The following is a 23,614-nucleotide window of genomic DNA, read 5'->3' as shown; positions in this document are numbered from 1 at the left end:
ATTGGATGATAGTTGCGGATTTTAGGAACAATAGAAAAAATGTCTCTTCCGATTATTTTTCATATCTTTGCACGGACAATCGTTTATGATAGTAATTGCAAATAACGTAAATATAATAGCAAATGAAGCAAACAATACATCACAGGCAGCAAGCCATATTCACATATATTTTCCTTCTGTTATCATCCATCGCTTTCCTTGCCGCTTGTCAACGTGACAACTGCAAAGACGAGAAGCGGGCATATTCCTTGTTTCTGAAAGCCGTCAACTATAATGCTGATGGTGATAAGAAACAGGCCATCCTTCTGATAGACAGCGCACTCAATATGAACTGTGCCGATACCACTCGCAGTTGGCTTACCAGCGAGAAGATGACCGCATATACAGACCTGGGACAGATGAGAGAAGCCATAGAAATCGGAAAGAAAGGCATCCCGTTTGCCGAGAAGATTGAAGATTACGATGGCATGCTTGCCATGTGTGGAGCAATGGGCATCTGCTATCGCAGAATCGGAGAACTGGATTCCTCGCTCATCTATTATAAGAAGGGTATCCAGAAAGCCATAAAAAGTGAAAATGCGGAATATGAGATTTATCTCTACAATTGTATCTCCGTGCTTTTCAACGAACAGAAGAGATTCAGGGAAGCCATAGAGTACTCCGACAAGGCTGAATCTAAAGCTATCGCTATCAACGATACCATAGAGCGTTTGTCTGCCCATGCCAATAAAGGTGCTGTCCTGATGCGACAGGGAAATTACCGGAAAAGCGTCAATAGCCTTACTTCGATGTGGAATATGGTAAAGCAGGCCAATTATAATGTGTTGACCCTCAAATACCTTTCTCCGTTGCTCAAGTCGTACTTGCAACTGGGTAAGGCCGATTCCGTCGCCTTCTATCTCACATACGCCAATGAAGCCTGCCGTAATCTGGCACCTACGAGCAATGGGGTGCTAGGCATATTGGAAATCAAGGCCGACTTGTTGGGGCAACAGAAGAAATACGCTGAGCAATGGCTACTTCTGGACAGCATCGGCAGGTTGGCGGGTACCAATCTGACGATGCCTAAAGACAAGCTTCTCGCCACACAGGCCAGATGCCTCAACAATATGGGTAAATACACTCAGGCATACCAGGCAATGCAAAAGGCATACATGAAAAGTGACTCTCTCAAGCAGAGTGACATCGACAAGCAGTTGAGTGAGTTCAACATCAAGTACAAGACCTTGGAGAAAGAAATGCTGATAGAAAAGATGAACCACGAACAGAGCTTGCTCTATATCCGTATCTTATGGCTCATCCTGGCACTCATCATATTGTTGATAGCCATTCTTGTCATCCTATACCGCAGGAAACTCGACAGGCAGAGAGCCGAATTGTCGGAAAAGACATCCTATATCAATGGTGTGGAGAATGAGCGCAAGCGTCTGGCCAAGGAATTGCATGATGGAGTATGCAACGATATTCTGGCGGTGAATATCATGATGCAGACCAATAAGGAGGAAGCAGAAAGATTGCTTAAAAATGTGGGACATGATGTACGCCGTCTTTCACATGAGCTGATACCACCTAGATTTGACAACACTTCGCTTGCGGAGCTGATAGAAAGCTTCTGTCAATCGGTAACAGTCGAAAACGGAACCATCGTCAAGCCATTCATCAGTACCTCTTTCAATGCGCAGAATCTCCCGGACGGCAAGGCGATAGAGATCTACCGCATCATCCAGGAATGCGTATCCAATGCCATCAAATATGGATACAGCAAGATGATAAGCGTCACGCTGGATACCTGTGGAAAGCAGGGGAGCATATCCATCATCAACGATCTGTCACCACTTCACCCTATCAGCCAGGGCAAGCCAGGCATCGGCAAAGATACCCTGAAGATGAGAGCTGAAGCTCTGCAGGCAGAACTCGATATAAGAAATGATGGAGAAGAGTATCTGGTAGAACTCAAGTTTCAACTATAATCTGCGAGCAAAGGCTTGCGAAAAATTACGCTTAAAAATGTATCATCATGGAAAAGAGCAAAAGCATCCTTATTGTAGATGACCATCCTGTCGTCTTGGTTGGTTTGAGGGCACTCATCCTGCAAGATGGTGTCTATAAAAATGTACAGACCGCCTCTAGCCTCCTATCTGCCAGGGATATCATCAACAGGGAGAATATCGATACCGCTATCATCGACTTGGAACTGAGTAATGAGAATGGTCTGCTGCTTGTCAAGCTGCTTCACCATAAGCATCCCAAGACCAAGATCATTGTCTATACGATGCACGAAGAAATCTGGACGATACGTCAGCTGATGGACGAGGATGTAGATGCCATAGTTTTGAAAGGTGATGACCCGCAGGAACTTCTTACTGCTCTGCACAAGATAGAAGAAGGAAAGGGGTATTATAGTCAACAGTTTTTCAGACTGATCAATCAGCAGAATGTCGAGCAAGTCAACCTCTCTAATAGAGAACTCGAAGTCTTGGAGCACATAGCCGAGGGACATTCGACCAATGCCATCGCCCGGGAGTTGAACATCAGCAACAATACCGTAGAATTTCACCGCCACAACTTGATGAGCAAGCTGCAAGCCAGCAATGTGGCAAATATGGTGAAAAAGGCGATGCAGATGGGGTTGGCGTTCATCAAGCATTGAAAACTATCTTATTTTTTTCTTCTTCATCATCGGCTGATGTTCTCATTATTATTATATAGTTCTATTTTACTTCTGTGAGCTTACCCGTTTGGGAATCGATGATATAACCATGCAGATTGACATCCTTTGGTACAAGAGGGTGAGTACGGATGGTATTAATCGTATTTCTTACAGAATCCTCGGTGTCGTGGAAGCCCTCCAGCCAATGGTCTAGGTCGATGCCGCAAAGTCCGATGGTGTCGATGACATCCTGATGGATGCCGCGCTTGAGCATCAATTCCTTCATCTGCTGGCCGTTCATGTGGCAGGCACCGCAGTTGGAGTGGGCGATGACCATGATTTCCTCTACACCCAGTTCGTAAATGGCAACCAGGAGGCTGCGCATGGCGGAGTCGAATGGACTGATAACCAGTCCACCGGCATTCTTGATGAGCTTGGCATCTCCATTCTTCAATCCCAATGCTGTCGGCAGAAGCTCTGTCAGGCGGGTATCCATACAGGAAAGGATGGCAAGTTTCTTGTCTGGATATTTGCTTGTAAGATACTTCTCGTAACCTTTGCTGGCTACGAATTCCTCGTTATACTTGATAATTTCCTCTATAATCATAGTAGTGCAAATGATATGTGAAACGAAATTTTCCTATTTTTCAGGGGTAGGCTTGAGATAAGCCATGAACTTCTCCGGCTGATAGTTGAGAACCAGCTCGTCAGGGAACTCTGCTTTCTCTACCAGCGGCATGATGTTGCTGTAGTCGGCAATCATGGCAGAGAAGTGGGCATCACTTCCGAAGATGACAGGGGTCTCGTACTTCTTGGCAAGTTCCAGCAGTTCCAGATTATTAGGAGCTGCCACCGTCTTGTGGCGGATGGGAGCCATGGAGTGATTGTTGATTTCGAGCAGGGTATGCGTCTCCTTGGAAACCTTCATCAGAGCCTCGAAATCCAGTTCTGCCGTTCCATCTCCAGGATGGGAGATAATCTGCACGAATGGATTGCGCATGGCATTGATGACACCCTGCGTGTTCTCTTCCTTGGTCCCTCCCTGCCAGCAAAGGCTATGAATGCCGGCGATTCGGATATCAAGCATGCGCCAGTAATCCTCATCGAGGTCAATATCGCCCTGGGTATTGAGGATGTTGAGTTCTGCTCCCAGCATCAGCTTGATTCCATAGAGCTGACGGGGAACGCAATGCAGGTTTCTGAAATAGATGGGATCACAGGTGCCTGGGATATGTGGTCCGTGCTCTGTGATTCCCAGTATTTCCAACCCCTTTTCTTTTGCAGCCAAGGTCATTTCCTGCAAACTGCTGAAGGCATGACCCGATGCTATGGTATGTGTATGAACGTCTAATAATGTTTTCATACTGCAAAGGTACGGATATTTTGCGAATTAGTTTATTTCTCCATGATTAAAAAACATTTTTTTCTTCGAAAATAGATGTTTTCCCACTTTTTACGCCTCCTCCTTCTTCGTTTTAGGAAGTACGAGGTTGAGAATCACGCCGATGACGGCAGAGAGACCGATGCCGGAAATGGCGAAGGAACCGGAGGAGAGGACGGCACCACCCAAGCCCATCGTCAGCATCACCGAGATGATGATGACATTGCGGGTTTCATTCATATCTACCTTGTTCTGCATCAGATTCTGAACACCCACACTGGCGATGGTGCCGAAAAGAAGCAGCATGATGCCACCTAATACCGCTTGAGGTATGCTCTGCAGCAAGGCACTCAATTTGCCCACGATAGAGAAACAGATGGCGGTGGCTGCGGATATGCGAATCACGGCAGGACTTGTGACCTTGGTGATAGACATCGCTCCCGTTACTTCAGAATAGGTAGTCTCAGGAGGACCACCCAGGAAGGCGGAACAGAGACACGCCACTCCATCGCCCAACATCGTGCGATGCAATCCCGGATCTGCCACGAAATCCTTCTTCGCCACGGCACTCACCACATACACGTCGCCGATATGTTCCAGCACCGGTGCTATCGCCACGGGTAGCATATAGAGAAATGGCGCCCAGGAGAAATGGGTGATGGTATCGAAGCTTACCGGACAGGAGAACCACGAAGCCGCTGCTACATCCGAGAAATCTACCTCGCCCATGCAGATGGCGATGACGTAACCCACGATAACGCCCGAAATGATAGGCACCAGCTTCATCAGTCCCTTGCAGAAGGTAAGTACCAGGATGGCGGTGATAAGCGATGCGAAGGCGAGAACCCAGTTGGTCTTAGCCATATTCACAGCGCTGCCCGAAAGGGAAAGACCGATAAGGATGATGGCGGGTCCGATGACTACCGGAGGGAAAATCTTATCCAGCAGTTTCTTGCCCTGCCATTTTACTAGGGCGCTCATGATGAAATACACCAGGGAGACGCTGGTAAGTCCGGCGATGGTTCCCGGAAGTCCCCACTGCTTGGTGGCAGCGATGATAGGAGCGATGAAGGCGAAGGAACTGCCCAGGAAGATAGGCACCTTGCCCTTGGTGATGAAGTGAAAGAGAAAGGTTCCCACACCTGCGGTGAAGAGAGCCGTTGCCGGATCGATGCCTATCAGGAGAGGCACCAGAACCGTTGCACCGAAAGCCACAAATAGGAATTGTACTCCCACAAGAGTTTTCTTGGTCATAGAAAGTTGTTCTGTATTCATTATTATTGTTATATGAAAATGATTCTTGTTTCTGTTTATAGCTTGCTAAATCTTTGCAAAAATACGAATAAAGTTTGAAAATACCAAGAATCTCTTTCTTTTATTTCGCAAATCCTTTCTTTTTCTTCATTCTCTTTCCCACAAAGTTCCAGGAAGGCATCTTCTTCAGGGTACTTCTCACGGGCTGTACATCCCAGAGCAGGAAGATGATCAGCACGGCAATACCGATGAGACAGGTGATGCCATAGAGATTCCGGATGCTGAGCATCAGAAGATTGGTGGCATCGTAGGGCAAGCCGCGCGACATGTTGTCTGCCATCTGATAACGGAGCCCGAAACTGTACAGACCTGAGCACATCGCCGACATCGGACCATTGCGGATGATGCCTGCCATCGTCAATCCCATGAAGAAATGCTGGAACGGCATCAGTTCTTCCAGATACACGGTGAGCATGCAGAAGAAGATAGCATTGCCGAAGCTCCGCAGAAAGCAGGGCAGATAGAGTGCTTCGATGTTGAGACCCGGATCGATGAGGAAATACATCATCACGGGATAACATACCATCGTTGCCACACCTATCGTGAGCAGACGGGTGTATTTCTGACAGAGCACCTTGCACCAGAAGAGGCAGAAGAGGCAGCCGGCGATGGCACCCGTCCATTCCACGAAGTTGAGCACATTGGTGGTGATGTTGCCGAAATGCAGCACGCCACCCGTAAAGGCGGTTTGCAACACTTTAGGCGTACTGCCCATAAACTCTACGAATGCAAAAAGGATAAGCAGCGGGATGAGTCGCTTATACTTCCATGCCGCCGGAGCGATGTAAGGGTGACGGATGTGGAGCATTCGCTGGATGCAGAAATATCCGGTAAATATAAAGAGCAATACATCCATCTGCATGATCTTCGAATCGAGCCAGTTGTAGTGCTCGCCGTAGGTGAAGAAGAAGATGAACTCCAGCATCCATGCCGACCACAGGATGCAGCCCAGATAATCGATACTGATGAAGGGCAGGGGTTTCATGAAGCGGAAGTCGTGGGTGGTGACATACACGATGAGTGCCGCCAGAAGCAGGGCTCCCGTCATCGCCCAGTTGATGATGCGCCAATCCTGATAGATGTAAATCAGGTGTTCGGTGATCCAAGGCGAGAGGAACATATTTCCCAGCACGATGCAGTAGAGCAGGGGGAAGAAGATGGTGAAATCGCGCTTGGAGGTCATCCACAACTGGATGGTGCTCATACATTCGAAGGTTCCGCAGAGCTTGAAGAAGCCTGCGATGTAAGCGAGGATGCACATCAAGGGCACTGAGTCGGTCCACATGATGAGGAAATTACAAGCTGCCACTACCAGTGCCGCATTCAGCAGGAGCTGGCGGTTGGTAAAGTGGAACTTCATCTTGAAGAGGAAGGGGAATGGCATCGCCACGCCCACCACGTTGAACATGATGATCATGAGCACGTCTTCTCTCATCAAACTGTACTCGCCCATCACCTGGCTCATGGCTCCTCCATAGATTCCGCCCGACATCAGGAAGATGAAGGCGAAGAGGAGATAAATCCATGGCTGTAACCGGCGAGGAATATATCCATTGAACGAAGGAACCCGGAAGGGTCCTTGAAGCATTGGAGGTCCTGGCATTTTTTATAATTAATAATTTATAGTTTACAGAACATTCTATTTGATGCGAACCTTGGCTTCTACATTCAGTCCGGCACGGAGCAGGGCTATCTGTTTCGGGTCGTTATCCTTGGTAAGGGCGATGCGCACAGGCACACGCTGCTCTACCTTTACGAAGTTGCCGGTGGCATTATCCACAGGAATCATGGAATAGGCATTGCCGGCTGTGGCAGAGAGAGCCTCTACCTTGCCATGGAATACTACACCTGGGATGGCATCGGCGGTGAAATCTACAGTCTTGCCCACGGTGATGCCGTCCATCTGAGTCTCACGATAGTTGGCTACCACCCAAACATCATTGTCATCCACGATGCGGGCGAGCATCTGACCAGGCTGTACCAACTGGCCTTCGTGAATATCCTTTCTTCCCATCACGCCATCGCAGGTTGCCACGATTACAGTATAGGAAAGGTTGAGGCGAGCCAGGTTGAGCTGTGCTTCTGCCACGCTCTCTCCGGCACGTGAACCGCCGAGCTGCTGGGTCTGTACATTGCGAACTGATGCGGCACTAGCCTTGCGGCTGCTAGCCTGCTCATAACGTGCCTTGGCTCCCAGATAGCGGGCATAGGCGTTGTCGTATTGCTGACGGGTTACCGCATCCTTCTTCATCAGGGCTGCAAAGCGGTCGAAGTCCTGCTTGGCATTCATCATATCCACACGAGCCTCCTCGATGCCGGCAGCCGCTGTCTGCACATTGGTATTGGTGGTGCCCATGCTGGCAGTAACTACCGAAGAACTTGACTTGGATCCACGCAAGCCTGCCTCTGCCTGAGCTACATGCAGACGAAACTCTGCATCCTCGATGATAACAAGGGTATCGCCTTTCTTTACGTGCTGATAGTCGTTGAAACGAATCTCCTTGATGAATCCCGGTACACGGGTATTGATAGGGGTGATATGGCGGTTTACCTGTGCATCATCTGTGTAAGCCACATCGCTGCCATGATAGAAATGGCTGAAACACCAGCCGGTAGCTCCCAGGAAAAGGAGGATAATCACTACATTATATATTCTCTTGATAATCTTCTTGCTCATAATCTCTTGATAATAGTTTTCGATAAAAACTCTTAATTCTGTTTTTAAAATTAAATTTCTCCTGCCGCGTTTTTTGTTAAATTTCTCCTGCCACGTACTTCATACGATAGTAGGCATAGACGATGTTGATGCGGGCATCCACCTCGCTGAGCTCGGCATTGAGCTTGAGGTTGGAGGCATCCACCATATCCGTAACCAGAGCGAGCTGGCTGAGATAGCGGGCATTCATCACGTCGTAGTTCTGTTGTGCCAGCTCCACGCTCTTTCGCTGCGTTTCCAGTTCTACGTAGGTTTGCTGATACTGCACGTAGGCAGCCTGCACATTATTGTTAAGCTGCTCTGCCTGAACGGCATGTGCCTCTTTAGCCTGTCGGGTCTCTACGGCTGCCTGCTTGATTCGCTTGTTGCTCTTGAAGAGAGAGCTGAGGCTGTATTTCACACCCACGCCCACATACCATACGTTGAGGTTCTTATCAACAGGTGGTAATTCGAAGAGGATAGGTCCATCGAAATTATCTGCGGCAACGAAAGCCACTTTTGGCAGAAGATCGCTCTTGGCAATCTTTTCTTTCTGTTCGGCGATGCGGATGGCGTTGCTGCTCTGCTCCAGGAGTGGAGAGTTCAGGGTGCCTGCCGTCTGCCAGTAAGCCTCGCCTTCCTTGCCGTAGGTTTTGTCGGCGATAGTAGCATCGGGGATGATCTGAATCTCCTGGCTTGTCTGGTTCATCTGGCTTCCTTCATTCTTTTGGCTTCCCTGGTTCATTCCTAGGGTATTGCAAAGCTGATGGTTCAGGATGCTCCGGTTGTTTCGGAGCGCCGTAAGACCGAGTTTGAGGCTTTCCATCTGGAGTTCGTATCGGGTGATGTCGTTCTTCAGCGCCATTCCGTGTGTCTGTTTCTCCTTGATGTCGTCGATGAGCTGGCGGGTCAACTCGATGTTCTTTTCATACACCTTGATGCGGTTGTCTATCTTATAGAGGTCGAGATATTGCCCCAGGGCGATGAAGCGAATCTGTTGACGGGTGAGTTTTACGCCTACTTCTGCCTGCTGCTTTCCGAGTTCGGCGAGTTTGATGCCTGCATTGATGGCTCCACCGGCGTAAACCACCTGCTGTGCCTGGAAGGCGAAATTGTTGCCGAAATGTGGGGATTTCAAACCATGAACGTTGCTGAAGTCGCGGTCGGTAATCAGCGCATTGCCGATGTAACTGAAAGAGAGGGAAGCATCGAGGTCGGGCAGTTTCTTGCTTTTGGCCGCTTCGATGCCGAGGTGGGCTGCTTCTACTCCTGATAATGAAGTGCGAAGGCTCTTGCTGTTATCCTCCACCTTCTGGAAGAGTTGGCTGATGGTCATGTTTTCTTTCTTGCTGGCAGGCAAGGAAGCAGCCGTCCCTTCGGTGGTTTGTGATTGAGCCGAAGCCCAATGGGTTCCTCCTGCAAGCAGAAGGCCTACAAATAAGATGTTCTTAATCATTGATCATTACTTTTTGAATTTCGGGTGCAAAGGTACGGAGTTTTGAGCGAACAATCGCTTTAAATATTTCGTAGTGGATGGACGATTTGGGAATAATAGTTCTTTTATCTCACATATTTTGTGTAATTTTGCAACCGAAATAGGAATAAAGAGATATAATAACTCTATATATAATAAGGTGTAGATGGAATTATCTGAATTAAGTAGTCAGCAGGAAGCAAGCCTTTCCTGCTCTGGTTTGGAGGAATGGCAGGAGGGTCCGCAAGTTTTGACTTACGGAGCGATATTGATTTGCCGGAAGGGAAAGGCGAGACTGAATGTGAATTATAAGGATTGGGAACTTTATGAGGGGGCGGTGATTACGCTGTTTCCGAATGATGTAGTGGAATTGAAGGTTGACGGGGATTGCAAATCCCCTCAAACTGAAAATGGGGATTGCAAATCCCCTGAAACTGAAAACGGGGATTGCAAATCCCCTCAAACTGCGAACAGCTTCCAAGTTGAAATCCTGAAATATAATCCTTCCTTGCTTCGAGAAGCAAGCTTGCAGCTGGAGCAGACGGTATATTCTTCCTTGCGGGAAGACCGCTGTCGGCAGGATACCCCCGTGGTGACAAACATCATCAATGGGATGTTTGGTTTATTGAAGGTATATTTCGACCAGTCGGAGTGTACCTGCATCTCGCAGTTGGTATTGTGCCAGTTGAAGGCATTCTTCATCGGTTTTCATGAGTATCTTCAGCGCAATCCGCAATACCGACCAGATGAAGTAAAATCGTATCGTGTAAGAGAATTGTTCAATCGGTTTATGATGCTGCTGGAGAGGGACTACAAGATTTCAAGGGATGTGAACTATTATGCCGAACAGATGAATATCTCCTCGAAATATCTGACCAACATCGTGAATCAGGTGACGGGGCATACCCCCAAGACCATCATCGACCAATACGTGATTCTGCAGCTCAAGATGCATCTTAAGCGGACCACGCAAAGCATCAAGGAGATGGCTTGGGAGTTTCATTTTGCCGACGTCAGTTTCTTCTGCCGATATTTCAAGAAGCATACAGGTCTGACACCGCAGCAGATAAGGTCGTAATCACAACCTTCAGTTTTTCTCTGATCTCGGCTTCTTCTATCTCGCCGATGTATTCGGGTGACAGCGCCTTGAGTTCTTCGAGGCATCCCATCTGCATCATGGTGGCGATAGGGAGGAGCTTATGTGCCGCCTTTCCTATGCGGTCGGTAGATAAGGATTCCTCTTCTACGGCTTCTTTCAGATTCGTGAGATGATCGGCAAGTTCCTGCTTCACGGTATCAAGAATCTCCTTCGCCGCTTCTTCGTCGCCTCCGGCAAAAGCAAGAAGAGCATCCAGCTGAGGATTGGATTTCTGCTGGGATGATAAAACTGGCTGGAGTGATGAATCAGGCTGGGATGGAGTTCCAGACTGGGCATCCAGTTGAGGCTGGGACTCTATTCCCAGGATATCAGACAGTTTCTCCATACTGAATGGCTTGAACAGGCAATCGTCGAAGCCGGCTTTCAGAAGCTGTTCCAGGATGCTTGTATCGTGAGCAGTCATCGCCACCACCATCATATTGGTATGGTTGATGTGGGCAATCATATCCATGCCGTTCATCTCCGGCATTTCGATATCCATCAGCATCAGGGCTGGCTGTTCGTTATGTAGTGTGGTGAGGGCATCCATCACATGATTGCAGGCGAAAACCTGCCAGGTGTCGCCTACGATGCGGCGCAACATCTCCTGGAGAAGCTGGAGCTGCAGCTTGTCATCATCTAGAATCAGAATCTTGTGGTTGGCAAATTCCGGCTTCTTCTTTATATCAGTAACCTGATGGCTGCCAGAATTCTGTCCTTCCTTATCTTGAGCAGAATCGGGAGAAGGATCATGCTTAACTTCTGATGGAGCCATTTCCTGAGACTCCTCCATTGGTGCTGGCTCGATAGGGATGGTGACGATGAAGGTAGAACCTTTGCCCAGGGTAGAGTGGAGGATGATTTCTCCACCAAGCAGCGAAACCAGTTCCTGGGTGATGGACAATCCCAAACCGGTACCCTCGATGCCCTGGGCGCTCTTCAATCTCGTAAACGCCTGGAACACCTTCTGTTTCTCCTCATCGGTCATTCCCTTTCCCGTATCCTTTACGCTCAGGGTAAGCGTAGGCTTGCCCAGAATTTCTGAAACCTGTGCCTGGATGGTAACGCTGCCCCGATCGGTATATTTGATGGCATTGCTTACCAGATTATCCAATATCTGGCGAATGCGGAAGGCATCAGCACGGAAGAATTTCTTCTTCATTGGAGAATCCGAAGTTTCCGAAGAATCCGAAGTTCCCATCCCCTTCATCTTGCATTCGAATGAAATCTCCAATCCTTTCTCTTCTGCCCGCAATCTCATTCCCTCTACCGATTCTGCTACCAGTTGTGCCGGTGAGAAAGAAGTAGGCTGAACCTTCATCAGTCCGTTCTCCAACTGATGATAATCGAGCAGCGAGGCAACGAGATGTGAAAGATGAGCAGCAGAGTTCTTGATGTTCTGGAGGCATTCGATGCCCTTTGGATTGTTGACATAATCTTTCATCAGATCGATGAAGCCCGAGATAGAGGCAGCTGGCGCCTTGATATCGTGGGTGATGGTGAGGAGCAGGCGCTCGCGCTGGTTCATGATACGCTGGATTTCCTCATTGGCAGCCTCCAGGTTTTCCCTGTAGATGCGCTCCTTTCTGGCATCGCGCCAGATAAACCAGATCATGATGACGATGGCAAAGAAGGCTACGATGGCGAGCAGTTCCATCTGCCACAACAGATGCTTTCTTGCTTCCATCGCCTTCTTGATGGCTTCCTGCATATTGTCTTTTTCACGCTGGTGCACATCGCTCAGATGTTTGGCGGAGCGCAGGGCGAGTTTGGCACTCACCATCTTCAGCTCTTCCATCTCCCTATTGATGTTCTGCTTGTGGCCTTGCGTTTCCACTTTCTCCTTCTTGTCTATCTGGTCGAGGATGGTCGCTACGTTTTCCGCCACGTTGACTGGGGTGGTAACAGAATCGATGACAGCCCGGTTGCTGTCCTGTTTTACGCTTAAGGTTTCGGCGTGCTCCTTCTTGAAGGCATCGGCGAGTCGGCGGAAGAACCCCCTTCGGGTCTTCAATACCTCTACCGTCGTCTTTTTCGCCTCGTGGGTTTGAGGTGCCTTGGAGTGAACCAGTATGGAATCCTTTCCCGTATTCAGATTCTTCACCTTATTCTGCAGATAGTTTTGGGTAGGTCTTCCTGCCATGGCATCAGACAGTTGCTTCAGGTTTCTCTGCTCCTCTTTGAGCAGGGAAGAAATGGTACTGTCGGCGGCACCCCTTTTCTGGATATACTCGCGCGAAGCTTCATTGATGGCATTGATGCTCTTGGTGTTGCTATACACCAGACTGATTGCCAGAATCATAATAATGGCAATGGCGCTATATCCGAGGGCTACCTTGAGAGGAATATTGTTCTTGTGCATGAGAAATCGTTTAAAATGATGAGCAGACTGATATCTTGCTCAATAGATATTTGTTTGCAAAGTTAATGCAAAAAAATGATATTAGAAAACAAAAGGGCTAAAAACAAGTCAGGAGACCAATGAATTCTATCATTAGTCTCCTGCCTGATTGAAAGCGACGCGTAATTACTAGTGTTATTCTATCTTTTCCTCAGTTAATTACTATTTTTTAAAGGTGATATTACTCTGCTACAGTAGAATCTGTTGCTGTCGAGTCTGCTGGAGTCTCTGCTGGAGTTTCAGCTGGTGTTTCTGCTGGATTCTCTTTCTCTACTGTTGTGTCTGCTGGAGCAGCTGGTTCTGCTGGAGCTACTGTGTCAACTGGAGCAGCTGATGATACGCTTGCCATCTTGTTGCTGGCGAATACATTGCTAACTGAAACCATAACCATGGCAGCGATAGCTGCGAAAACTAACTTTTTCATAATCTTTTGTTTTTTTTATTGTGAATATTATGTTTATAACTTTCTTTGTGAACAGCCTTGCTTGCGTTACTGCTCATTGGCGTGTTCACTTTCTAATATCACAATCTGCGTGCCAAAAAACAAAAGAATTATCTAATAGTTTGATTATCAGCAGTAAATGCTTTTTGTTCCAGAATTCTACATTGTGGAAACTGTGGAACTGGTGTGGAATTATTCCCCAAAAAGTTGGGGAATGGTCATCAGATTCCCCATTTTCCCCATTTTCCCATATCATCAAAAGACGTACTTCTTTCTATCAGATACCGTATTTCTTCATCTTATTGTAGAGTGTCTTTCTATCTACGGCGAGCAATTGTGCAGCCTTACTCTTGTTGCCGCCTGCTGCTTTCAGCGCAGCTTCTATGCGCTGCAGTTCCGTTTCCTCATCGTGCAGGGCGGTAGGAGCTTGTGGCTGGATATGCGCCATACTCTGTTCCAGTTCGGTTACTCCGATGTATCTTCCGGTGGCGAGCAGGGTAGCTCGTTTCATCACATTGTTCAATTCTCGCAGGTTGCCCGGCCAGTTGTAGGCGGCAATTCGCTCCTTGGCTTTGCCGTCGAGTCCTTCCACATTTCTGTTCAGCTCCTTGTTGGCGTGCTTGATAAAGAGGTCGGCAAAGAGGAAGAGGTCGGCACCACGGTCTTTCAGCTCCGGCATGTAGATGGTAAACTCGTTGATACGGTGGTAGAGGTCTTCACGGAAGTTGCCTTCTGCCACGCGTTGAGCCAGATTCTCATTGGTAGCGCATACCAGTCGGATATCGATATCTATTTCCTTGTTGCTTCCCACCGGACGGATTTTTCTTTCCTGGAGGGCACGGAGCAGCTGCACCTGTACTTCATAGTTCAGGTTTCCCATCTCATCGAGGAAGAGAGTTCCTCCGTTGGCAATCTCGAAAGCACCTTTTTTGTCCTGGTCAGCACCTGTAAACGATCCCTTCACATGACCGAAGAATTCTGATGCCGCCACTTCTTTAGGGATGGCACCGCAGTCGAGTGCGAAGAAAGGTTTATTGGCTCTTGTGCTGAGTTCATGGATTCTTCTAGCCACATATTCCTTACCCGTACCGCTGGCACCCAAGATAAGTACCGACATAGGGGTAGGAGCCACCAGCGAAACGAAACTGTAGAGCTTGCGTGAAGCCTCGCTTTCACCTTCCAGGTATTTGGGTACATCCCCATTGGCAGATGAAGCCTGATTTCCTGCCTGCTTGCCAGGTGCTGCGTTTGTAGGAGTAGAATTTGTGTCTGTGGAACGCTGACTATCTGCTGAGGCAGCATACGGATCCTGTTTTTTCGGAGTCTTGATAGCTTCCTTGATCTTATCCAGAAGGATTTCCGGATGGAAAGGTTTTGCCACATAATCGGTAGCGCCCGATTTCATGGCGAGCACCACATTCTGAATTTCTGCATAGCTGGTCATCACGATGAAAGGCACCTGCACGCCATGCTTTCTCATCCATTGCAGCAGGAAGATGCCGTCGTGGTCTGGAAGGCGGAGGTCTGATAATACCAGATCGAATCCTCTTTCTGCCTCCTCGCAAACCTGTATGGCGGCCTTGACCGAAGTAGTTTTCTCCACCTCGAATCCCTTCTTCCTGAGCCATGTCTGAATCATGGTTCCAAATGCGATATCGTCTTCAACTATTAGAATCTTTTCCATATTATTGCGATCTTACTGTCTTGTTGTATCTTTCTTATTGTATCTTTGTCTTCTAAAAAGATAGAGTCGTTTCTGAGTGCAAAGTTAGCACTAATATTTGGAATCAGCAAGGAAAAAGTGCTTTATTGTTTGAATGATTCGAAAAAATTAGGAAGTAATCACATAAAAATGAAAACAATCTGAGTTTTTTAACACTTCATCAGTCTCAGTATTCAGGAAAAATATGTATTTTTGCATAATAAAACGAATCTATACAATATTATCGTACTAACAATAGTAGTTATGAAGAAACAAATACTTACATTGGCTATGCTGTCCGCTCTGGCGCTCTCAGCTCATGCCCAACAGCCAGCCAGTCAGCTGTTGCCTTATCAGAACCCTAACCTTTCTGCCGAGGCAAGAGCCAATGACTTACTTTCACGCCTGACCCTGGAGGAGAAGACGAAACTGATGATGGATGCTTCGCCTGCCATCTCCCGACTGGGTATCCCTCAGTTTCAATGGTGGAACGAGGCGCTGCATGGTGTGGCACGCAACGGATATGCCACGGTTTTCCCTATCACCATGCACATGGCTTCTTCCTGGGATGATGCCTTGCTCTATCAGGTGTTTACTGCCGTAAGCGATGAGGCGAGAGCCAAGGCGCAGGTGGCGAAGAAGTCGGGTAATGTAAAGAGATATCAGAGTCTGAGCTTCTGGACTCCGAATGTCAATATCTTCCGTGATCCTAGATGGGGACGCGGACAGGAGACTTATGGCGAAGATCCTTATCTCACTACACGTATGGGACTCGCCGTAGTGAATGGCTTGCAGGGACAGTCGTTCGACGGCAAGCCGCTGGCGGCTCCTGGTGTTCTGGCTTCTGATCAGTCTAAGGCTCCCCAATATGTCAAGACACTGGCTTGTGCCAAGCATTTCGCCGTGCATAGCGGTCCGGAGTGGAATCGCCACGTCTTCAATCTGGAGAATCTGCCAGCCCGGGATTTGTGGGAGACTTATCTCCCTGCCTTCAAGTCGCTGGTACAGGATGGACATGTGGCTGAGGTGATGTGTGCCTATCAGCGTATAGATGGTGCTCCTTGCTGTTCCAACGCCAAGTTTGAGCGCCAGATCCTCAGAGACGAATGGGGATTCAAGGGACTGATTACCTCCGATTGCGGAGCTATCTTCGATTTTTTTATGCCGGGCTATCATGGTACGGCAAAGACCGCTACCGAGGCAACTGCCCAGGCTGTGAATGCCGGTACCGACCTGGAGTGCGGCAGTGCCTATCGTACTATTCCGCAGGCTGTGAAGGCGGGAATGATCAATGAAGATAAGGTAAACCAGAGCCTGAAGCGTCTGCTGGTGGCTCGTTTCCAACTGGGCGATTTCGATAAGGATGAAACCGTGTCATGGACTCAGATTCCTGAGAACGTCATCGCCTGCAAGGCTCATAAGGATCTGGCTGAGAAGATAGCTGAAGAAGGTATCGTACTTCTTCAGAACAGAAACCAGCTGCTGCCATTGAACCGCAATCAGAAGATTGTGGTGATGGGACCTAATGCCAATGACTCCATCATGCTGCGAGGCAACTATTCGGGTTATCCTACCAGTTCTACCACCATCCTCCAGGGCATCCGCAACTATATGAAGGGGGCAGAGGTGAAGTATGTTCCAGCTTGTACCTTGACAAGAAACGAGGTGCAGGAAAGCCGTTTCAATCTCTTCCGTGAGGGAATGAAGGCCACCTACTGGAACAATCAGGAACAGAAGGGTGAGCCGGTGGCTACGGATGTGATGAAGACTGCCATCAATCTGAGCAATGGTGGTAATACCGTGTTTGCACCGGGTGTGAATCTTACTCATTTCTCAGCCCGCTATGAGGGAGTGTTGACTCCTGACAGGGATGAGGATCTTACCATCAATATGGGTATTGATGATGGTTGCCGCCTGATAGTGGATGGCGATACCATCGTGAATATGCGAGAGTGCTGGGGCCGCGTGGCGCCTATCATCAAACCGCTCTCTCTGAAAGCAGGCAAGCCGGTTAAGATTCAGATAGATTATACCCAGAAGGAAGATGTGGCTGTGATGCAGTTTGATATCCTGAAGACTTCGAAGCCTACCAACGAGCAGATCCTGGCAGAGGTGGGCGATGCGGATGCCGTGGTATTCGTAGGCGGTATCTCTCCAAATCTGGAGGGCGAGCAGCTTGAGATTGAGGAGCCTGGATTCAAGGGCGGCGACAGAACCGACCTGGAGTTGCCGAAGGCTCAGCGCCAGGTTATCGCCATGCTGCATCAGGCAGGCAAGCGTGTTGTCTTTGTCAACTGTTCGGGAGGTGCCATCGCCATGGTTCCTGAGACGGAAAATGCCGAGGCAATCCTTCAGGCATGGTATCCTGGTGAACGGGGTGGTGAGGCTGTAGCCAAGGTTCTCTTTGGCGAGGTGAATCCATCGGGCAAGCTTCCGGTTACCTTCTATAAGAGTGTGAACGATCTTCCTGATTTCCTCGATTATACGATGAAGAATCGTACCTATCGTTATTTCAAGGGCGAGCCTTTGTTCCCATTCGGTTACGGTTTGAGTTATACCTCTTTCGAGTACGGCAAGCCTACCCTGATGCAGGTGAAGAGCAGGAAGCGTGGCAGCAAGGCTGCTGATTACAAGCTGATGTTCTCCTTGCAGAATACGGGCAAGCGAGAGGGTACCGAAGTAGCGCAGGTTTATATCAAGCGTGTGGATGATGTGGATGGACCAATCAAGAGTCTCAAGGTATTCAAGCGTGTGTCTTTGAAGACTGGCGAGCGCCAGATGGTAAGCATCGATCTTCCTCGCAAGAGTTTCGAGGGTTGGGATGCCCAGACCAACACCATCCGCGTGGTTCCTGGCACTTACCAGGTATTTGTTGGCGGCTCCAGCGCTGATGCATCCAAGACTAAGATAGAAGTGAAGATCAAGTAAGTCTCTTTTCATAGAGCTTATCTTGGAATACTCAAAAAAGGCGATAGGTGCACTAACTCTTGAATCAATAAGATTTAGTACACCTATCGCCTTTTTTCTCGAATCAACCAAGAAAAAATCAATTTTTCTTTTGTATATTAAATGACTTTTTGCATTAATTTGTTAACAAAACTAACTCACACTAAATTGGACTTTAGTTGAATATCAAGAAGTTAGGCGTTTGCCTTTATTATATAGGTAACAATATGGAAACGAGCGGACTTCTGCTCGTTTCTGTATTTTGCAATATGCAAAGAACGCCTTAATTCGGGGACAAAGATACGATATTTTTCTAAATCTCGCATAGCTTACAAGGAGAAAACCTTGGAAATTAGAACTTTTTACGTTAAAATCCATATTTGACAAGCAGATTTTGAAGAAAATATTTGGAGTTTCCAATAAAAAAGAGTATTGTTTGCAGCAACAAATCCCACCACGCCTCTCAACGATGCGTACCACGGTGGGACTTCGCTTTTTATAAAGGGTATATGGATTACGACAAACAACCGATAAACGTAGATGAACAGGTTGCCTTGCTCCAGAACAGAGGGCTGGTGATAGAAGATGTTGCAACTGCCAAATTGCAGCTTCGCAATATCAGTTATTTTCGTATTGCCAGTTACCTACGATATATGGAGGAAGACAGACAGTTTCATCATTATAAACTGGGTAGTACATTTGAACAAGCCATCGACCTTTATCTCTTTGACAAAGAACTTCGTCAACTTATATTCAAGGCAATTCAAGATATAGAGATTTCTCTTCGGACCAAAATGATTCAGATATTTTCTATGGAGCATGGCGCATTTTGGTTTATGGATGCATCATTGTTCAAGAATGCAGACTTTTATGAAGGCTGCCTTGACAATATCAAGAAAGAGGTGTCTCGTTCAAATGAAGATTTCATCAAGGAGCATTCCGAGAAATATACTTTCCCTTCTCTCCCTCCTGTGTGGAAAACATTGGAGGTCGTTTCGTTTGGTACGCTTTCCAAATTATTTTGTCTGTTTAAGGACAATCGTCTTAAAAAGCAAGTGGCAAGAGAGTTTGGACTACCTCAATACACTTACTTGGAAAGTTGGATAAGGTGCATAACCGTGCTTCGCAATTGTTGTGCACACCATGCTCGTATATGGAATAGGCGTTTTGCATTGAAGCCACAATTGCCAAATCGGCTTCCACTTTCTTGGATTGCTCCAACCCAAAAGCCTATCAAACTTTACCATCAGTTATGCACCTTATTATATATGGAGCAAACTATAACTCCTTGTATGGATTTGAAAAGTTCGCTGCTCAGGTTGCTTGCAGATTATCCCAATATTGATTTACATGCCATGGGCTTTCCACAAGGATGGGAAAACGAACCTTTATGGAGATAGCAACAAGTGTTCGGATATAAGTCTATCCAAGCACTTGCTGCCACAATGTCCTCTTTTCATATTTTACCTCGCCTTGGCAAGATATTGCTCTAGTACAGGGCAATATAATGCCAAGGCGAGGCAAGAAACGATGCGTCCTCTCGTATTGGAGGAATTGGCGTATCAGGTTTTCTTCTGATGCGTCGTATAGAATCCTAATCTCTTTTTTACTCTTCACCTTTCACCTTTTCGCCCGAAACCCCGATAAACACTGGGGTTTCGGGAGGTGAAGAGTGCTTACTCACTCTTCACCACTCTTCACCTTGTGTGCAGGATTTAAAACTTACTGTTGTCTGGGACTGAATTGTCTGCGTTCAAATCATAGTTGTAGGACTCTTGCATCTTTTTCAGCTCATCATCGGTCAGACGCTTATAGACAATCATGGCATAAACAGGTTTGTAATCATTGTCCCCATCGCTGATTGTGGCAATCTTCTGTATGGTGTACATCAATGTTCTGCCGTCCGATTCTACAAGTTTGAGAATCTGCTTGTATTGGTCAACAGTTGCCGATTTGTCGTTTCCGCAAAGGATGAAACCTTTGGTTGCATCATACGACCATGAAACATTTCGGAAGCAAAAAGCAGGCTTCGCATCCATGTAGAAATACTGAACGAGCTGCTGCGACGATTCAAACCAATAGTGGGTAGGACTGCCTCCAACCATGTCTTTCCAAAACTCCTCTTTGCTCAATTTACCATTAGCCAGCACCTCGTAAGTGGCAATTGACTTCCAGCCATAGTTCAAGACCTTGCTTTGCACTTCGCCCCTGGTAATTGGCTTAGCACCCTTGAGGACACAACATCCCTCATCGTCGATGGTATAGGTCTGGGAGAAAAGGCTCATGTCCAGCTTGCTGTCCTCAACGATTAAACCCTCTGAATTCTCACAACTTCCCAATAAGATGGAACAAGCAATTGTGAGTACGAATGATAAAAACTTCTTAGTCATAATTATAAGCAGTTAAGATTTTACATATAGGCAGACAATGAACTATTGCAGTAAATGCCATCAATTGCTACTGCCTGTGATATTCAGGTACAAATATACGAAAGTATCAGCAAAAATGTACTTTCTTTAAGTTTTTTTTATATTAAAAACGCTCACTCTTCACCCGCCGGAATCTATAAGAAGGATGCTGTTGAAACAGAAAAATTAGATAGGGTGAAGAGTGGTGAAGAGTGGTGAAGAGTCAAGCTGACTCTTCACCCTATTAAAACTTCTGTATATCAGATGGTTATAATGGATTGGTGAAGGGTGAAGAGTGTTTTGCATTTTTTGTGCTGAATTGTGAAGAGTGTTTTGCATTTTTTGTGCTGAATTTCTCTGTTGTACCTAGGAAATGGAGGGGTGGAGTTTTATGGAAGCAATGGGAGAATATCAGCAGTAAGGGCAATGATGTCTTCGGCTTTCACGAAGTCAGTATTGTGTTTCCTGATGATTTCTTCTATTTCTTTCTGATTGTTTGGAAACAGTTTGAGCAAAGACTTCTTGTTGCTGAAATGACTCAGCTTGTCATTCTTCAGCAGAAGATATTTGTTGTTGTTTCTGGTTTTGTAAACATCCTGTTGGGTATCTGGTTTATTTGCAGAATATTCTTGTCCTTCCATAAGGGAGAGATTGACAGACTGCGAACGGGCTTGCGATACTGTTCCATAGGCTCCTTTATAACCCACATTCACTTTGTCAAGATCCCAGTCAATCAGAAGCTTTCCCTGAGGATAACTGATTACCTGATAGAATTTGTTCTTGATTCTGCAAAAGAGATCTTGGGCAATCTTTATGCTATCTACCGACTGGACATTCATCAGAATCATGTTCTCTCCGTTTTGCTGATACATCACGCAGTGCTTGCCTGCATCATAATTCAGCGGAACTCTTACTTCCTGATTCCCGTTCATATAGATTGTTCCCTTCTGATACTCTGGATAAAGAAGCACCGTCTTGTTTTGCGCATAACTTGCAAGACTCAAGAAAGAAAGGAACAATAAGAAAAATCTTGTTTTCATTTGAATTAAGAATTAGAATAAAACAAAGTATGGGAACACTGATGTGTTCCCATACCCTATGTATTTAAATATTACTTTGCACTTCCTGCACCCCATGCTGGAGCACCCTGGTCTTGCCACAGACGTTCTGTTGCAAGAACCTCATTGTAGAGACCTGAAGTAGTGATGGTCAAGCCCTGTGCCTTGTAAGCCTCTGTCTTGATACCCTTCATGATATCAGTCTTGCTGATATTACCTGTAGGGAAGCGACGAGGAATCTTGTTGGCAGGAACCTCAGAATAGCTCTTACGTGGCAGAATTGTTGAGTTATAACTTGGATAACCAGAACGACGTGCTGTTACGAAAACCTCATTTGGATAGAGAGTGAAGTTCAGCATCTCCTGAATGTAGATCTTCTCCAGCTTTTCTGCAGCTGTACCTGTGAAGGCATATTTGTCGCTTTGCATCATATTGTTAATCTCACCATCCTGCAAGTCGATAGGCTTCTCGTTCTCTCTGTCGTAACCGAAGCAGCCTGTAACGGTGCTGTAGTAAGCTACCTGGTTGTCCTTAGCCAATGTATTGTAGGTGTTGCAAGAGAGAGCAAGAGCATTGTCGTAATACTTCTTTGCCTTTGCCTCGTCATTGTTGAGCATAGCAAACTCAGCCAAGTACAAGTTGGTTTCTGCTGCACTCATATACAAACCATACCAAGGGCGATCCTTTGTGGTGAATGTATAGGTATCGTCTGGCAATGTTGCAGCCTCAACCTGAGATGCAGAAGAATAACGACGACCAATGATCATCATATTGTTAAGAGTAGAGTACACAGTATAGCCCTGTGGATTCTTGCCTTCCTTGTTGTGGAGGTACAACTCCTTGTCTGCGTTAGCATACTGTGAAGGGAAATACCATTTGTATTTACCTGTCGCATCGAGCTGTGCGTTCCAGTCCTCGGTCAAACCATAGTAGCGTACCCATGGCTCACCCATACCCTTCCACTTGACAAACTTCTTCTTGCCGTCTGCACCAGTGGTGAATTCTACGTTCTTTTCAATAAAGTCTGGAATCTCCAACCCTGCATCATAGTAGCCCTGGATAATCTTTGAGTTCCATTGATTCTTGGTGTAGAAGAAACGTACACGTGGGTCCTTGTTATCAACCATGAAGTTGATGACCGACTGAGAACCTACACAGCCAGTGAAGCCTTCGTTCCAGTGATAGATGCGGTCGTTGATATAGCCGTCATCACCAGTCAACTTGTTAACACCCTTTTTGAAAAGGATATCATCACTATTGGTGTTCATATAGCCACAAGAAGCACTTTCTACAGCGGCAGCAATCTGCTTAGCCTTGGTTGGATTCTGTGCCAAAAGGCGAACTGCAATTTTAAGCTTCAGGGAATTGGCAAATTTTGCCCACTTTGCCTTGTCACCACCGCAAACTACATCTTGCTCAGACTTGATACTTACATCTTCAGATGTGAAAGCTGCAATGCACTCATCCAATTGTGTAAGCCAGAGATCATACAGGCTTTCTACGCTGTCATATTCTGGGGTAAGAGTACCGCCGTAGGCTGCTTTACATGCTTCCTTGTAAGGAATAGCACCATACAGGTCGGTTCCGAAAAGACCCAGATAAATGCTCATGACTTGAGCACCCTTCACGTAACCAAGTTGTTTCTTCTTCTGAGATTCATCAAATGAATCGTACAGGTTCTCCATAGCGCGGAGAACACGCAGTACGTTTTGATACTGCCAAGACTGGTCACCATCCAATGTTAAGGTCAAAATGCCTTCACCAGCTCCGCTGGCAGACATACCCATTCCTGCCCACTGGTATTTCATTGGAGCATTGTAGAAGTACTCCAGATATGGTTGTGGATCGAATTTATTCACAGCCTCTGCAAACAAATAAGAGATTTCTCCCTTTGTTACTGCAGATGGATTGGTATTTGTTTCAGCGAAATCATCTCGGCAGCTGGTAGCGGTGAAAGTCAGACCAACTGCGAGTGCCGCCATTATTAACTTATTTGATTTCATAA

General features: G+C 46.8%; 17 protein-coding genes. 5 read left to right on the top strand and 12 right to left on the bottom strand.

The features are described 5' to 3' along the window. Nucleotides 1-122: 122 nt before the first annotated feature. Both DW657_RS05715 and DW657_RS05710 read left to right on the top strand, forming a co-directional pair. Nucleotides 123-1,970 carry a histidine kinase gene (locus tag DW657_RS05715; RefSeq protein WP_117661494.1) on the top strand — a complete coding sequence of 616 codons (1,848 nt, stop codon included), beginning with the start codon at nucleotides 123-125 and terminating at the stop codon, nucleotides 1,968-1,970. 47 nt (nucleotides 1,971-2,017) lie between these two features. Then, nucleotides 2,018-2,650 (top strand): response regulator transcription factor, encoded by a 633-nt coding sequence (locus DW657_RS05710; protein ID WP_117661495.1) that lies wholly within the window; start codon nucleotides 2,018-2,020, stop codon nucleotides 2,648-2,650. A 61-nt stretch (nucleotides 2,651-2,711) separates the two neighbouring features. Here DW657_RS05710 and DW657_RS05705 read toward each other — a convergent pair whose 3' ends face one another. The 6 genes from DW657_RS05705 to DW657_RS05680 form a co-directional block, all read right to left on the bottom strand. Next, complete coding sequence (locus tag DW657_RS05705) at nucleotides 2,712-3,257, bottom strand: carbonic anhydrase (RefSeq protein WP_301332456.1); 546 nt, start codon at nucleotides 3,255-3,257, stop codon at nucleotides 2,712-2,714. A gap of 33 nt (nucleotides 3,258-3,290) precedes the next feature. Then, complete coding sequence (locus DW657_RS05700; RefSeq protein ID WP_117661496.1) at nucleotides 3,291-4,013, bottom strand: phosphatase; 723 nt, start codon at nucleotides 4,011-4,013, stop codon at nucleotides 3,291-3,293. A 90-nt stretch (nucleotides 4,014-4,103) separates the two neighbouring features. Further along, on the bottom strand, nucleotides 4,104-5,306 hold the full coding sequence (locus tag DW657_RS05695; protein ID WP_117661497.1) for a uracil-xanthine permease family protein: 1,203 nt from the start codon (nucleotides 5,304-5,306) through the stop codon (nucleotides 4,104-4,106). Between the two features lie 100 nt (nucleotides 5,307-5,406). Continuing rightward, nucleotides 5,407-6,948, bottom strand: coding sequence for a hypothetical protein (locus DW657_RS05690; RefSeq protein WP_117661498.1), 1,542 nt, complete (start codon nucleotides 6,946-6,948; stop codon nucleotides 5,407-5,409). Between the two features lie 36 nt (nucleotides 6,949-6,984). Continuing rightward, nucleotides 6,985-8,025, bottom strand: coding sequence for an HlyD family secretion protein (locus DW657_RS05685; RefSeq protein WP_117661499.1), 1,041 nt, complete (start codon nucleotides 8,023-8,025; stop codon nucleotides 6,985-6,987). Nucleotides 8,026-8,098: 73 nt separating this feature from the next. After that, nucleotides 8,099-9,496 carry a TolC family protein gene (locus DW657_RS05680; RefSeq protein ID WP_117661500.1) on the bottom strand — a complete coding sequence of 466 codons (1,398 nt, stop codon included), beginning with the start codon at nucleotides 9,494-9,496 and terminating at the stop codon, nucleotides 8,099-8,101. 184 nt (nucleotides 9,497-9,680) lie between these two features. Here DW657_RS05680 and DW657_RS05675 point away from each other — a divergent pair, with 184 nt between their 5' ends. Next, on the top strand, nucleotides 9,681-10,592 hold the full coding sequence (locus tag DW657_RS05675) for an AraC family transcriptional regulator (protein ID WP_118311742.1): 912 nt from the start codon (nucleotides 9,681-9,683) through the stop codon (nucleotides 10,590-10,592). Here DW657_RS05675 and DW657_RS05670 read toward each other — a convergent pair. The 3 genes from DW657_RS05670 to DW657_RS05655 all read right to left on the bottom strand — a co-directional run bounded on the left by DW657_RS05670 (nucleotide 10,549) and on the right by DW657_RS05655 (nucleotide 15,179). Further along, entirely contained in the window at nucleotides 10,549-13,014 is a 2,466-nt protein-coding gene (locus DW657_RS05670) for a hybrid sensor histidine kinase/response regulator (protein ID WP_117661502.1), read from the bottom strand. The genes DW657_RS05675 and DW657_RS05670 overlap by 44 nt on opposite strands. A 220-nt stretch (nucleotides 13,015-13,234) precedes the next feature. After that, entirely contained in the window at nucleotides 13,235-13,477 is a 243-nt protein-coding gene (locus tag DW657_RS05665; protein WP_117661503.1) for a hypothetical protein, read from the bottom strand. A 295-nt stretch (nucleotides 13,478-13,772) separates the two neighbouring features. After that, on the bottom strand, nucleotides 13,773-15,179 hold the full coding sequence (locus DW657_RS05655; protein WP_117661505.1) for a sigma-54 dependent transcriptional regulator: 1,407 nt from the start codon (nucleotides 15,177-15,179) through the stop codon (nucleotides 13,773-13,775). A 282-nt stretch (nucleotides 15,180-15,461) separates the two neighbouring features. Between DW657_RS05655 and DW657_RS05650 the strand changes: the two genes are divergently transcribed. Next, the gene (locus tag DW657_RS05650) at nucleotides 15,462-18,125 is read left to right on the top strand and encodes a glycoside hydrolase family 3 C-terminal domain-containing protein (RefSeq protein WP_118311741.1); all 2,664 of its coding nucleotides are present in this window, start codon (nucleotides 15,462-15,464) and stop codon (nucleotides 18,123-18,125) included. A 527-nt stretch (nucleotides 18,126-18,652) separates the two neighbouring features. After that, nucleotides 18,653-19,543, top strand: a complete 891-nt coding sequence (locus DW657_RS05645; protein ID WP_118311740.1) for an Abi family protein — start codon at nucleotides 18,653-18,655, stop codon at nucleotides 19,541-19,543. Nucleotides 19,544-19,858: 315 nt separating this feature from the next. Here DW657_RS05645 and DW657_RS05640 read toward each other — a convergent pair whose 3' ends face one another. The 3 genes from DW657_RS05640 to DW657_RS05625 all read right to left on the bottom strand — a co-directional run bounded on the left by DW657_RS05640 (nucleotide 19,859) and on the right by DW657_RS05625 (nucleotide 23,612). After that, the gene (locus DW657_RS05640; protein WP_147381891.1) at nucleotides 19,859-20,533 is read right to left on the bottom strand and encodes a hypothetical protein; all 675 of its coding nucleotides are present in this window, start codon (nucleotides 20,531-20,533) and stop codon (nucleotides 19,859-19,861) included. A 407-nt stretch (nucleotides 20,534-20,940) separates the two neighbouring features. Next, on the bottom strand, nucleotides 20,941-21,591 hold the full coding sequence (locus DW657_RS05630) for a hypothetical protein (RefSeq protein WP_147381890.1): 651 nt from the start codon (nucleotides 21,589-21,591) through the stop codon (nucleotides 20,941-20,943). A gap of 71 nt (nucleotides 21,592-21,662) precedes the next feature. Next, complete coding sequence (locus DW657_RS05625) at nucleotides 21,663-23,612, bottom strand: SusD/RagB family nutrient-binding outer membrane lipoprotein (protein ID WP_118311736.1); 1,950 nt, start codon at nucleotides 23,610-23,612, stop codon at nucleotides 21,663-21,665. Between the last annotated feature and the right edge of the window lie 2 nt (nucleotides 23,613-23,614).

The organism is Prevotella sp. AM23-5, from assembly GCF_003473645.1.
Lineage (GTDB): Bacteria > Bacteroidota > Bacteroidia > Bacteroidales > Bacteroidaceae > Prevotella > Prevotella copri_A.
This window is presented reverse-complemented; position numbering and strand designations above follow the sequence as displayed.